At 68.8% G+C, this 13,234-nt stretch carries 12 protein-coding genes; 3 read left to right on the plus strand and 9 right to left on the minus strand.

The features are described 5' to 3' along the window. Nucleotides 1-56 precede the first annotated feature (56 nt). Nucleotides 57-992: a L,D-transpeptidase gene (locus BM396_RS11085; protein ID WP_043380059.1), complete on the plus strand. Its 936-nt coding sequence runs from the start codon at nucleotides 57-59 to the stop codon at nucleotides 990-992. 61 nt (nucleotides 993-1,053) lie between these two features. Here the strand turns inward: BM396_RS11085 and glpX are convergent, their stop codons facing one another. The 3 genes from glpX to BM396_RS11100 all read right to left on the minus strand — a co-directional run bounded on the left by glpX (nucleotide 1,054) and on the right by BM396_RS11100 (nucleotide 4,295). Beyond that, nucleotides 1,054-2,037: a class II fructose-bisphosphatase gene (glpX, locus tag BM396_RS11090; RefSeq protein ID WP_043345791.1), complete on the minus strand. Its 984-nt coding sequence runs from the start codon at nucleotides 2,035-2,037 to the stop codon at nucleotides 1,054-1,056. Nucleotides 2,038-2,182: 145 nt separating this feature from the next. Continuing rightward, nucleotides 2,183-3,499, minus strand: a complete 1,317-nt coding sequence (locus BM396_RS11095; RefSeq protein WP_043380061.1) for a homoserine dehydrogenase — start codon at nucleotides 3,497-3,499, stop codon at nucleotides 2,183-2,185. Between the two features lie 109 nt (nucleotides 3,500-3,608). Continuing rightward, on the minus strand, nucleotides 3,609-4,295 hold the full coding sequence (locus tag BM396_RS11100; protein WP_043380063.1) for a ceramidase domain-containing protein: 687 nt from the start codon (nucleotides 4,293-4,295) through the stop codon (nucleotides 3,609-3,611). A gap of 95 nt (nucleotides 4,296-4,390) precedes the next feature. Here BM396_RS11100 and xth point away from each other — a divergent pair, with 95 nt between their 5' ends. Together xth and BM396_RS11110 are read left to right on the plus strand one after the other, a co-directional pair. Beyond that, complete coding sequence (gene xth, locus BM396_RS11105) at nucleotides 4,391-5,185, plus strand: exodeoxyribonuclease III (RefSeq protein ID WP_043380066.1); 795 nt, start codon at nucleotides 4,391-4,393, stop codon at nucleotides 5,183-5,185. 71 nt (nucleotides 5,186-5,256) lie between these two features. Continuing rightward, on the plus strand, nucleotides 5,257-5,880 hold the full coding sequence (locus tag BM396_RS11110; RefSeq protein WP_043380068.1) for a glutathione S-transferase family protein: 624 nt from the start codon (nucleotides 5,257-5,259) through the stop codon (nucleotides 5,878-5,880). A gap of 27 nt (nucleotides 5,881-5,907) precedes the next feature. Here BM396_RS11110 and BM396_RS11115 read toward each other — a convergent pair whose 3' ends face one another. From BM396_RS11115 to BM396_RS11140, 6 genes are all read right to left on the minus strand, one after another. Then, the gene (locus BM396_RS11115) at nucleotides 5,908-6,810 is read right to left on the minus strand and encodes a tetratricopeptide repeat protein (RefSeq protein WP_043345803.1); all 903 of its coding nucleotides are present in this window, start codon (nucleotides 6,808-6,810) and stop codon (nucleotides 5,908-5,910) included. Next, nucleotides 6,797-8,527 (minus strand): dihydroxy-acid dehydratase, encoded by a 1,731-nt coding sequence (ilvD, locus tag BM396_RS11120; protein WP_043380071.1) that lies wholly within the window; start codon nucleotides 8,525-8,527, stop codon nucleotides 6,797-6,799. The genes BM396_RS11115 and ilvD overlap by 14 nt, the downstream gene beginning before the upstream one ends. 677 nt (nucleotides 8,528-9,204) lie before the next feature. Next, on the minus strand, nucleotides 9,205-10,065 hold the full coding sequence (locus tag BM396_RS11125; protein WP_043345809.1) for a transglutaminase-like domain-containing protein: 861 nt from the start codon (nucleotides 10,063-10,065) through the stop codon (nucleotides 9,205-9,207). A gap of 70 nt (nucleotides 10,066-10,135) precedes the next feature. Then, a complete protein-coding gene (locus BM396_RS11130; RefSeq protein WP_043380072.1) occupies nucleotides 10,136-10,729 on the minus strand; it encodes a LutC/YkgG family protein in 594 nt (197 codons plus the stop codon). Next, complete coding sequence (locus BM396_RS11135; RefSeq protein ID WP_043380074.1) at nucleotides 10,726-12,297, minus strand: lactate utilization protein B; 1,572 nt, start codon at nucleotides 12,295-12,297, stop codon at nucleotides 10,726-10,728. The genes BM396_RS11130 and BM396_RS11135 overlap by 4 nt, the downstream gene beginning before the upstream one ends. Beyond that, nucleotides 12,294-13,037, minus strand: coding sequence for a (Fe-S)-binding protein (locus BM396_RS11140; protein ID WP_043380077.1), 744 nt, complete (start codon nucleotides 13,035-13,037; stop codon nucleotides 12,294-12,296). The genes BM396_RS11135 and BM396_RS11140 overlap by 4 nt, the downstream gene beginning before the upstream one ends. Nucleotides 13,038-13,234 lie beyond the last annotated feature (197 nt).

The following is a 13,234-nucleotide window of genomic DNA, read 5'->3' on the forward strand; positions in this document are numbered from 1 at the left end:
CGCTCGATTGCGCGCCGCGGCAAGTCCCGGTGTCGCCTCCCGAGGAATTTCGATCCATGTCCGCCTCGATCCGTCGCCTTCTCCTGGCCGGCTTCACAGTCCTCGCCTTCGCCTCGACCGTTCACGCCCAGGGCCGCGGCCCGGTCGGCGATGCCGGCATCGACGGGTTCGGCGATGACGGCCAGCTCTATCAGGATCAGAGCGGTGCGCTCTATGTGCGTCGCGGCGGCCGCTACCTGCCCTATACGGGCCGCACGGATTTGGTGCGCCCCGCCCCGGCGGTCCAGGCGCCCGTCGCGCCGCCAGCCGCCAGCTTCGATCCCGACGCGACCGTCCCGGCCCGTCCGGGCGGGGCACCGCCCGCCGAAGGTCTTTCGCCCCTGGAGGCCGCGAAGGCGAAGGCCATCCTGCGCGCGCCCGACAACGAGCCGATCGATTACGCCAAGATCTATGGCCCGATCACCGACGACGTGTTCCCGGTGCAGGCGTTCAACTACAAGAAAATGAACCCGGCCTTCTTGCGCCAGGAGATCGCCTATCACGGGCCCTACGAGCCGGGGACGATCATCGTCGACCCGCGGGCCCACCAACTGACCCTGGTGGAGGGCAACGGCCGGGCCCGCCGCTACGGCGTCGGTGTCGGCAAGCAAGGCTTCTCGTGGTCGGGCACCGCGACGGTCAATTCCAAGCAGGCCTGGCCGGATTGGTATCCGCCCAAGGAGATGATCGCCCGCAGCCCGAAGCTCGCGAGCGAGGTCGACAAGCTGCAGAGCGGCCTCGGCGTCTCGGGCGGCCTGCGCAATCCCCTCGGCGCCCGGGCCATGTACCTCTGGCAGGGCAACAAGGACACGCTGTTCCGCATCCACGGGACTCTGGAGCCCTTCTCCATCGGCAAGAGCGTGTCGTCGGGCTGCATCCGCATGATCAACCAAGACGCGATCGACCTGTTCAGCCGCGTCAATGTCGGCACCAAGGTGGTCGTGCTGAATTGATGCCCGGCTGAACCGCGATCAGCCGCGCCGCCGGTAGAACCGGCGGCAGCGGCCTGCGGCTTCAGGTCAAGCCGCGGCGGTGCTCGCCGAGGATTCGCCGGACCGTGCCGGCCTCGGAACGGTAGACCAGCGTCTCGGTCTGGATCCGGTCCGGTCGAAATCGGACGCCCCGCAGAAGCGCCCCGTCCGTGATGCCCGTGGCGGCCACGATGACGTCGCCGCTCGCGAGGTCGGTCAGATCGTATTTCCGGTCGAGATCCTCGATGCCCATCTCGGCGGCCCGGCGCCGCCGGTCGGGGGTGTCGAGGATCAGGCGTCCCTGCATCTGGCCGCCGATGCAGCGCATCGCCGCGGCGGCCAGGACGCCTTCGGGAGCCGCCCCGGTTCCGAGATAGATGTCGATGCCCGTCTCTTCGGGGCTCGCGGTGAAGATGATCCCCGCGATGTCGCCGTCCGAGATCAGGCGGACCGCCGCGCCGGCCGCCCGCACCTCGGCCACGAGGGCGGCGTGCCGGGGCCGGTCGAGGATCAGGGCCGTGATCTGCTTCGGCTCGACCCCCTTGGCCCGGGCCAGGGCAGCGATGTTGTCGGTGGGACTGGCGTCGAGATCGACGAGACCCGGCGGATAGCCCGGCCCGATGGCGATCTTCTGCATGTAGACGTCGGGGGCCGCGAGGAGCGAGCCGCGCTCGGCCATCGCCATGACCGCGATCGCCCCGGGCATGTCCTTGGCGCAGAGGGTCGTTCCCTCCAGCGGATCCACCGCGATGTCGACCTCCGGCCCCTCGCCGAGACCGAGCTGCTCCCCGATGAACAACATCGGCGCCTGGTCGCGCTCCCCCTCGCCGATCACCACGGTTCCGCGGATGGGCAGGCTGTTCAGCTCGTCGCGCATCGCGTCGACCGCCGCCTGGTCCGCCGCCTTCTCGTCGCCCTGACCGCGCAATCGCGCGGCGGCGATGGCGGCGCGCTCCGTGACCCGGGCGAGTTCGAGGGCGAGCGTGCGCGGGACGCCGCGCGATGCCGACTTGGGGGCCTCAGCCATGGTTTCCTGCCTTTGTCCGAGCCCGATCTTGAGGTCGGATCCCGGGTGGACGCCGTCGAGTGACGGCCGCCAAGCCTATACCCCTGTTCGCGGGCGCCCACTATCCTGCATCAAGGCCTCGCGGATCACCGTCCGGCATGCACTGTTATTCGCGCTCGATCCGGATCACCTGCGGCGGCTCCGACAGCAGGCCGTCGGCGCCGATCGCGTCGAGGGCGTCCCGGATGTTACCCTCGGTCGCGGCATAGGTGATCAGCACCAGCGGCACGGGCCGTCCGGAGCGGCCGTGCGGATCCGTCTCCGCGCCCTCGATGCGGCGTTGCAGGATGCTCTCCAGGGATATCTCCCGCTCGGCCATCCGCTGAGCGACACCCGCCGCGACGCCCGGGCGATCATGGACGGTGAGGCGGATGTAGTAGCCGCCCTCGTGCCGCTGCATCTCCACGCGCTCACTGGGGCGCATCGCGGCGGCCGGAATGCCGAAGGTCGGGCGGATCACGCCGCGCGCCACGTCGGCGATGTCGGCCACGACCGCGGAGGCCGTCGCCTCGCCGCCGGCACCGGGACCGATCAGCGTCAGTTCGCCCACCGCATCCGCGTCGATCGTCACGGCGTTGGTCACGCCCATGACCTGCGCGATGGCGGAGGATTTCGGCACCATCGTCGGGTGGACCCGCTGCTCGATGCCCGCCTCGGCCGCCTGCGCGACGCCGAGGAGCTTGATCCGGTAGCCGAGCTCGTCCGCCATGCGCAGGTCGAGAGGCTGCACCCGGGAGATGCCCTCCACCGACACGCCCTCGGCGTCGACTGCGGTCCCGAAGGCCAGGCTCGTCAGAATCGCGAGCTTGTGGGCCGTGTCGAAACCTTCGACGTCGAAGGTTGGATCGGCCTCGGCGTAGCCCAGGGCCTGCGCATCCTTCAGGCAGGCCTCGAAGGTCAGGCCCTCGCGCTCCATGCGGCTGAGGATGTAGTTGCAGGTGCCGTTGAGAATTCCGTAGACGCGGGAGATCGTGTTGCCCGGCAGGCCCTCGCGGAGGGTCTTGATCACCGGGATGCCGCCGGCCACCGCCGCCTCGAAGGCGAGGGCTACGCCCTTGTCCTCGGCGCGCGTGGCGAGGGCGGCACCGTGGCGGGCAAGCAGCGCCTTGTTGGCGGTCACCACCGGCTTGCCGGCATCCAGCGCCGCCTCGACCACCGCCTTGGCCGGTCCTTCGGCGCCGCCGATCAGCTCGACCACGCAGTCCACGGAACCGGACCGGGCGAGCGCCACCGGATCGTCGAACCATTCGATGCCGGCGAGGTCGAGGCCGCGGTCCCGGGTGCGGTCGCGCGAGGACACCGCCGTGACGCGGAGATCGAGGCCCGCGGCGGTGAAGGCGGCGCGGCGGCGCTCGACCATCCGGACCACGGACGCACCGACGGTCCCGAGTCCGGCGATCCCGAGGCGAAAGCTCACTGTCATGACCCCTTCCGTACCCGGGCGACCATGATGGGCCGGGCGCCCGATGCGGCGCACTTCTGCAAGAATTCCGCACCGCCCGCAAGGAAACGGCCCCGGATCGCCGGACGGCTCACCCGGCGGACTCGCGGTGCCGCACCGCCGTCGCCACCAGGGCGTAGAGGATGACGGCGTTCAGCACGTGCCAGAGCGGATGGGTGCCGGTCGGCAGAAGCGTGCAGGCGGCCTGATCGGCGGTCCGCGCGGCGAGCGAGATCAGGAACAGGAGGCCGATCCCGGCGAGTCGCCGCCCGGTCCCGAGAAAGCGCTCCTCCGGCCGACGCGTGACCGCGCCCGCAATCCCGAACAGCGCCAGTAGGGCGGGCAGGTAGTCGACCGATCCGTTGGTGAGCCGCGCGACGTCGAGGCCGGTAAGCCCGTCGAGCACGGGCGTGAGGGCGAAGCCGAGGAGCGCGAAGCCCCCCGTCGCCGCAGCGACCCGGATCGGCGCCAGCCTCAGGAATCGCCGCAGGGCGAGCGCGAGATACGCGTAGATGAACAGGGCGATCGGGATCACGTCGGCCAGCATCGACCAGTAGACCGCCAGCGTGTGAAACAGGAACGAGCCGATGCCCACCACCGCGACCAGGGCGGATAGGGCGAGGCCGGCTCGGTCCGGCGGTTCGGCTGCGGAGGCGCATCGTGCAGCAGCGGCAGCCGCCGCGAGGAAAGCCGCGTTCGACAGGGCGTTGGCCGGCTCGGCCCAGAATTGCGGACCGCCGCGCTCGCAATAGGCTCTCACCGGCTCGAACCAGTCCATCCGCCGACCCTAGATCCCCGTCCTTGCGCCGGGATGGCCTTGTCAGCGCGACGCGAAGCGCGGATGACGGCCCGGCGGCGACCGGAAGCGAGGCGATGCGGATCACCACCTGGAACGTCAATTCGATCAAGCAGCGGCTCCCGCATCTTCTCGCCTTCCTCGAGGAAGCGCGGCCCGACGTGATCTGCCTGCAGGAACTCAAGTGCCAGGACGAGGCCTTTCCGCGGGCCGACATCGAGGCGGCGGGCTACGCGGTCGAGACGCTGGGCCAGAAGGCCTATAACGGCGTGGCGCTCCTCGTCCGGGAACCGCTCACCCTCTCCGAGATCCGGCGCGGGCTTCCGGGCGATGCGTCGGACGAGCAGGCCCGCTACATCGAGGCGCTCATTTCCGGCGCGGAGACGCGCCCGGTCCGCGTGGCGTCGATCTATCTGCCGAACGGCAATCCGGTGGACAGCCCGAAATACGCCTACAAGCTCGCCTTCATGGAGCGGCTGCGGCTCCACGCCCGGGCACTCCTGCGGGACGAGATCGCGGTGGTGCTGGCGGGCGACTACAACGTCATCCCGGAACCTGCCGACGCGGCCGATCCGGAGGCTTGGCGCTCCGACGCGCTCTTTCTCGGAACGACCCGCGCGGCGTTCCGGGCGCTTCTCGCCGAGGGCTATACCGATGCGCTGCGCGCCTGCGACCCGCGCGATGGGCTCTACACCTTCTGGGATTACCAGGCCGGCTGCTGGCAGCGAAATGCCGGGATCCGCATCGATCACGTGCTGCTGTCGCCCCAGGCCGGCGACCGCCTGGTCTCGGCCTCGGTCCAGAAGCATCTGCGCGGGCTCGACAAGCCGTCGGATCATGTGCCGGTGACGGTGGAACTGACGGCCGGCTGAAAAGATAACCCATGTTGGCGGGCGCAGCGACCAGACCGGTCGCCGCCCGTCTTTCAGCTCAGGAGCCACGCTTGATCGTCTACGGTACCGGCTATTCGCCCTACGTCCGCAAGGTCCTGGTCTCGCTTGCCGAGAAGGGCATCGCCTACGAGCACAGGCCTGTGATGTTCCACGCGCCGGATGCCGACTTCCAGGCGGCCAGCCCGCTCGGGAAGATCCCAGCCATCGAGGACGACGGTTTCCGCCTTGCCGATTCCTCGGCGATCCTCTGGTATCTGGAGCGGAAGCACCCGACGCCGGCCCTCGTTCCGACCGAACCGAAGGCGCTCGGCCGCGCCGTCTGGTTCGACAAGTTCGGCGACACCGAACTGTTCGCGAAGCTGATCGTGCCTTTCGTCCAGCGGGTGCTGAAACCCAACATGATGAAGCAGCCGACCGACGAAGGTGCGGTCGCCCAGGCGCTCGACACGGACCTGCCGCCGCTGTTCGACTATCTGGAGCGCGAGATCTCGGGCCCGTATCTGGTCGGTGACGCGTTCAGCATCGCCGACATTTCCATCGCGACCAGCTTCTACAATCTGCACTTGGCGCAGGCGAAGGTCGATGCCGACCGCTGGCCCAAGCTTGCGGCCTATGTCGACGCCACGCTGGCGCGGCCGTCGTTCAAGGCCGCACTCGAGGCCAAGAAGGGCTGAACCAGCCGGGCGATCCGGCGGCGGCGCTCAGCGCCGCCGCCGGATCGAGCCCACGGTTTGCAGTTGCGTTTGCGCCTCGGCGCGGTCGTCCTCGCTCGCGGCCGCCCAGTTCTTGTCGTAGAGCGCGACGATCCAATCGTCCTTCCGCGCTTCGGCCCCTTCCCGCGCGAGGGAGAGCCACATCAGGCCCCTCACCCGCTGGATCGGGATCCCGCCGAGACCGTTGACCAGCATGTCCCCGAGCAGTGCCTGCGCCGGATGGTGGCCCTTCTCGGCCGCGAGGTTGAACCAGCGCGCCGCCTGCTTCGGATCGGCCTCGACGCCCGTGCCGTCGAGGTAGAGCCGGGCGAGATTGTACTGCGCGTTGGGATCTCCGTAGTACGACGCGGCGTAGTTGAACATGTCGTAAGCACGTTCGGGATTCGGGCGCACGTAGGTGCCCTTGATCCCTTCCAGGAAGTAGGTGCCCAGAGCCGTGAAGGCGCTCCCCAGAACCGCCGAGTTCTGCGGGTCGGGGCCGTCATCGGTGCTGGCATCGGCGATCCGGGAGAAGAACTCGAACGCCTTCAAGTCGTCATGGGGCACGCCGTCGCCGTCGGCATACATCCGGCCGAGCTTCCACAGAGCCAGGGCGTGGCCCTGGCCGGCCGCGTATTCGAGGGCGCGGGCCGCGCCCTGCTTGTCGCCGGCATTGTACTCCCGCATGCCGGCCCGGAGCGCGTCCTTGGCCGAGCGATAGCTCTTGTCGGCGACCGGCACCTGAACGGGCGTGCGGACATTGGCGTCGAGCGCACGCGAGGTCTCGACCGGGAGCGCAAGCAAAGCGAGCGCCCAGGTCGCGACGGCGAGGCCGCGGGCGAACCGGAACCGACCGGGATCGGCCCCGACCGGCGCCCTGCGCCGGCTGAGGTCAGTCCTAGACGTCCGCATAGCTCTGCGTCTCCTTGGCACCTCCCGGATGGGTCACGGCGCCGTAAAGCGCCGGGCCGACGCCTTGCGCGTATTTCCAGAGGTAGCCGGAGGTCGCGGAGTTCGGACGCGGCGTCCAGGCCTTCCGCCGCTCGGCGAGTTCCTCGTCCGAGAGAGCGACGCTGAGCGTGCCCTGGATGGCATCGAGGGTGATGACGTCGCCGTCGCGGATCAGGCCGATCGGACCGCCCACGGCGGCTTCGGGTCCCACATGGCCGACGCAGAAGCCGCGTGTCGCGCCCGAGAAACGCCCGTCGGTGATCAGCGCCACCTTGTCGCCCATGCCCTGCCCGTAGAGCGCCGCGGTGGTCGACAGCATCTCGCGCATGCCGGGACCGCCCCGGGGCCCCTCGTAGCGGATGACGAGAACCTCACCCTCCTTGTAGCCGCGCGACTGCACGGCGGCGAAGCAGGCCTCCTCGCCGTCGAACACCCGGGCCGGGCCGGTGAAGACCTGCTTCTCGGCCGGGATGCCCGCGACCTTCACGATCGCGCCCTCGGGGGCGAGGTTGCCCTTGAGGCCCACGACGCCCCCGGTCGGGGTGATCGGCCGGTTGGCCGGGTAGACGACGTCCTGGTCCGGGTTCCAGGTCACCCGGTCCATGTTCTCGGCGATGGTGCGGCCGGTGACCGTCATGCAGTCGCCGTGCATGAAGCCGTGGTCGAGGAGCGTCTTCATCAGCAGCGGGATGCCGCCGACCTCGAACATGTCCTTCGCGACGTATCGGCCACCGGGCTTCAGGTCGGCGATGTAGGGCGTGCGGCGGAAGATCTCCGCCACGTCGAACAGCGTGAATTCGATGCCGCATTCATGCGCGATGGCCGGCAGGTGCAGGGCGGCGTTCGTGGAGCCGCCGGAGGCGGCCACCACGGTGGCGGCGTTCTCCAGCGCCTTGCGGGTGACGATGTCCCGCGGGCGGATCCGATTCGCGAGAAGCTCCATCACCTTCTCGCCGGCGGTGGCGCAGAACTTGTCGCGGATCTCGTAGGGGGCCGGGGCGCCGGCCGAGTAAGGCAGCGCGAGGCCGATCGCCTCGGAGACGGTTGCCATCGTGTTGGCGGTGAACTGCGCGCCGCAGGCGCCGGCCGACGGACAGGCGACCTGCTCCAGCTCGTCCAGATCCTCCAGGCTCATGTCGCCGACGGCGACCTTGCCGACAGCCTCGAACAGATCCTGGACGGTCACGGGCTTGCCGCGGAACGAGCCCGGCAGGATCGAGCCGCCGTAGATGAAGATCGAGGGGACGTTGAGGCGCACCATGGCCATCATCATCCCCGGCAGGGACTTGTCGCAGCCGGCAAGTCCCACCAGGGCATCGTAGGCATGGCCCCGCATGGTCAGCTCGACCGAATCGGCGATGACCTCGCGGGACGGCAGCGACGCGCGCATGCCGCCATGGCCCATGGCGATCCCGTCGGTCACCGTGATGGTGCAGAATTCGCGCGGCGTGCCGTTGGCGGCGGCGACGCCCTTCTTCACCGCCTGCGCTTGGCGCATCAGCGAGATGTTGCAGGGCGCGGCCTCGTTCCAGCAGGAGGCGACGCCGACCAGCGGCTGGTGGATCTGCTCGCGCGTCAGACCCATGGCATAGAGATAGGAGCGGTGCGGGGCGCGGTCGGGCCCCTCTGTGACGTGGCGGCTCGGCAGCTTCGACTTGTCGTTCAAACGCGTCACCATGACTTCAGACCAAGCCTTCGCACAGCCGATCCCGAGGGTGCGCTGAACCGCGGCGCGTCGCCGTTCGCGAAGCGCCGGGATATTCATCCGCGTGCTCGGGAAGTCCTCGTTTCCGATCGGTAAATCGTTGTCGAGATTGCCGTTTACCGCGGATCTTGAGGTGGGCCCGGACTATGGCGGGATCGCGGCGTTTACAGGCAGGTCTCGGGGCGGAGCCGGGATCGTTTTACGGTGTTGCGACCCCGCCACAGCCACGCTTGCAGCCATTTCGCTCGCCAGGACCAAAGAAAGGACAATCGCGACGGCACCGCCCGGTGATCCGCCTCGATCCGTCTAGTCTTCAGGATCAGCGCGGATCTCCGCAGAGGAATCCACCCGCGCCGCGGCAAAACCGGCCGGAGATCGTCGGCGCAGCATTATCGCCGTGCGCGGTCTGCGCCGGAAAGACCTGAGCGGATCGGGAAATAACCCGTGGGACCGGATCCGCGGCTCGCTCGGGCGCGGGCCCTGCAGGACCGCACTATAGCCCGCCCGGGACAGGGCGTATGTCCAGGCGCCCCCCCCCCGGTGGGCACGCTTTCCGATGCGGGAAGACGATCCCGTGACGGCGTCCGCGGGCGGCCGGCCGGACGGGATCACAGGATCACGGGATGGCCTGATCCCAGGCGGGTCGCGGCTCAGGCCGCCCCGCTCTGCGGCGCCGGGATCTCGGTGGAGATGGCGTCGACCGTGCGCGGCATCGGGCTGCCCTGCCCGTCTGCGCGCTGAATCCGCACCTGCTGGTTGACCGGCTGCATGTTGCCGAAGGGCGTCGAGAAGGCGATCTCGGCGGCATCGCGTCCGACGCCGATCCGCACCAGCCCGTCGAGGTCGGCTTGCCGTGTGGCGTCGAACAGCCACCAGCGGCCGTCGAGATAGGCTTCGAACACGGCGTGGAAGTCGCTCGGAACGAGCCCGTGGGCGTAGCAGCTCACGAACCGGGCCGGGATGCCGAGAGCCCGGCAGAAGGCGGCGCCGAGATGCGCGAAATCGCGGCATACGCCGGCGCGCTTGAGCAGCGACTCATGCGCGGTGGTCTCGCCGTCGCTGGAGCCCGGCTGATAGGCGATGTGGTCGTGGATCCAGTTGCAGATCTGGTTCACGCGGGCATAGCCCTTGGGCAGCGCGCCGAATTCGGCCAGAGCGAACGGCGTCAGCCGGTCCGAGGACACGAACCGGCTCGGCAGCAGGAAGGGCAGGATGTCGAGGGGCAATTGCCCGATCGGCGTCTCGTTGATCGTCGCGGGATCGGCCCGATGCACCGTGAGATCGACCTCGGCATTGTACTCCAGCGCGAACTGGCCGGTCGGCACGTTGACCGCGAGATAGCGGTTCTGGTGGTCGGGCGTGGTGTAGAGGTCGCGCTTGAGGTTCGGCGTCAGGACCAAGCTCTCGGTCAGGATCTCGACGCTCTTCAGCTTCGCCACCTCCAGATTGAAGATGAAGGTGGTGTCCGACAGGATATTGTAGGACAGGCTGCAACCGAGGATGTAGCGCATCGGATCTCCTTGCCGGATGACGGCCTATCCGCCGCCCAAGCAAGGGGCGCGCCCGATCGTGGGTTCCGGATCAGGCGCGCCGCGGCAGCATCAGCACCGTGAGCGAGCGCACGCCCTGCGCGCCGTGGATCAGCACGCCCTCGATGTCGGCGGTCGCCGACGGTCCGGTGTGCAGAACCGCGTAGGCCGAGCGGCCGAATTCCGGCCGGCGATAGGCGGCCTGCACGTTGGGCACGATATCGGCGGGATCGAGCAGAACGACGAGGTGCTGCGCGAGATAGGCGACCGCGTTGACGATCAGCTGATCCTCCGTGAACAGCACCGATCCCGTCTCGGCGATGCCGAACACAGCGCGCACCACCGCCACGTCCACGTCCTCGACCTCCTGCGGGGCGCGAACGCTCCGAAGGTCCCGGTTGCCGGTCAGTTCCGGTACCGCGGAGGCAATCACCTTGGCCGCATCGAGTCGCTCGCGGACCCCCGCGAAGACATCACTGGCGCCGGGCTCCGCCACCCGGCCGCCCATCCGCTTCAGCCGCTCGCCGAACTCGGCCACATGGTCGTCGCCGACGAGGGGCGTGAACAGCGGCACCTCCGGCAGCGGGAAATCGCCGGCTGGCCGGTTCCTGCGGATGCCGTCCAGGATCGCGTCGCGGGCGCTCATCGACGCGTGTCCTTCATGCGGTTCTGCTTGTACCAGGCGTGGAAGGTCTGGCGCGGTGCGTCGGGCATCTCGCGCTTCTTCCCCCAGGTGTTGAGCGGATTGTAGACGGCGAAACGCGGCAGGACCTTCAGGGCGGAGTCCGCCGCGCCGATCGCGGCCCGGTAGGCGGCCGGGCGCGACAGGACCGCGCCGGCGGCCTTCATCATGCCCTGCTTGAGCGCCGGGATCTGGTGCTCCTCGACCAGCACCTTGCGCCACGCGAAGATCTGCTCGTGGATGTTGATCTTCACCGGGCAGACGTTGGTGCACGAGCCGTTCATCGTCGAGGAGAACGGCAGCGTCGAGTATTTGCGCTTGTTGAAGGTCGGATCGATGATCAGCCCGATCGGCCCCGAATAGGTCGCCCCGTAGGAGAGGCCGCCCGAGCGCCGGTAGACCGGGCAGGTGTTCATGCAGGCGCCGCAGCGGATGCATTTCAGGGAGGTCCAGAACTCCTCCATGCCGAGGCGCTCGGAGCGGCCGTTGTCGACCAGCACCATGTGCATCTCGGTGCCCGCCCGCGGTGCGCGGAAATGCGAGGTGTACTGGGTGATCGGCGAGCCGAGCGCCGAGCGCGACAGCAGGCGGATGAAGACGCCGAGATGCTCGACCTTCGGGATGATCTTCTCGATGCCGATGGAGTGGATCTGCAGCGGCGGCACGTTGCCGGAGAGGTCGGCATTGCCCTCGTTGGTGCAGGTGACGACCGAGCCGGTCTCCGCGATCGCGAAGTTGCAGCCGGTCATGCCGGCATCGGCCTTCAGGATATAGGGGCGGGTCGTCTCCCGCTGGCTCTCGGCGAGATAGTGGGCGTCGTCGTTGTCCGGGTCCGTCCCGAGCGTCTTGGCGAAGACCTCGGCCACGTCCATCCGGGTCTTGTGGACCGCCGGCGCGACGACGTGGCTCGGCTCCTCGTTGTCGAGCTGCTGGATCCGCTCGCCGAGGTCGGTCTCGATCACCTCGATCCCGTTCGCCGCCATGTGGTGGCGGAAGCCGCACTCCTCGGTGAGCATCGACTTCGACTTCACCAGCGTCTTGGCGCCGTGGCTCCGCAGGATCTCCAGGACGATCCGGTTGTGGTCGGCCCCGTCCTTGGCCCAGTGGACATGGACGCCGTTGGCTTTCGCGGCTGCCTCGAACTGCTCGAGATAGCGGTCGAGATGGCTCAGCGTGTGCGTCTTGATCTGCGAGGCGAGCTCGCGGAGCTCCTCCCATTCGGGAATGCCGTGGGCCGAGACGTCGCGCTTCTTGCGCAGGTCCCACAGCCGCTCGTCGTGGGCGGCCTGGTGCAGCGGCGCGGCGAGGAAGCGCTCGGCGGCCTCGGACTGATTGATCGGACGGTCACCCCGGATCTTCGCGCCGCGGGGCTGCGGCTCACGGACCTGGGGCGCGCGGATCGGCTTCGAGGCCGCCTCGGCGTGCTGGAGGCGCCGTCCGTCCTGCGCGCGTTCACTCTCGTCGTGGCTGGCGCGCACCTCCGGGTGGATGACGCCGTCGCGCTCGCGGGGATTCAGATCCTCGGCGCTCATGCGGTGGCTCCGTTCAGCACCTGGGCGATGTGGATGTACTTGAGGGGCAGGCCCAGGCGCTCGGCGCAGCCCTTCTGATGCATGAGACAGGAGGAATCCGCCGAGACGACATATTGGGCGCCGGCGCGGTTCTGGTCGGCCACCTTGTCGTAGCCCATCTTGGCCGAGACGGCGGGCTCGAACACCGAAAAGGTCCCGCCGAAGCCGCAGCACTCGTCCGGCCGGGCGAGATCGACGAGCTCGACACCCTTGACGAGGCGCAGCAGGTCGAGGGGCTTCGAATAGTAGGGCTTCACCAACTCGGATGGTCGCGCGTGATGGATGCCGCGCAAGGCGTTGCAGTTGGTGTGATAGGCGACCTTGTGGGGGAAGTTCGTCCAGGGCAGGTCCTCGACCTTCAGCACGTCGTGCAGGAATTCCACCAGCTCGTAGGTGCTGGCACGGACGTGGCGCACCGCGTCGGTCTGGGGGATCGCGGTGAGATGCTCGCGGACTTGGTGGACGCAGGATCCCGACGGCGCGACGACATAGTCGAAGCCGGAAAAGTTCTTCACGAACAGCGCTTCGGTGGCGGCGGCTTCGGCGTGGCAACCGGTATTGGCCATCGGCTGACCACAGCACGTCTGGTCGTAAGGGTATTCCACCGTGCAGCCGAGCCGCTCCAGCAGCTCGAGGGTGGCGATCCCCACCTCGGGCTCGAAGGCGTCGACGTAGCACGGCACGAACAGGCCGACCCGCATGGTGCGACAACTCCCTGAAGATCGGCCGCGCGGCGATCTGGAACGGTTCAAGATTGGTGGTGGGTCTACCGGATGTCGCTGATCTTGGCGAGATCGGACACTGCGTCACCGGGCCCGATGTAACGCAGCGCGCCGTTGATGCGGGGTCCGCCGCCCCTCCGTCTTCCAGGCCGTGGATCCGCGGTCAGGGGACGTCG

It is taken from the genome of Methylobacterium sp. UNCCL125, assembly GCF_900116795.1.
GTDB classification, from domain to species: Bacteria; Pseudomonadota; Alphaproteobacteria; order Rhizobiales; family Beijerinckiaceae; genus Methylobacterium; species Methylobacterium fujisawaense.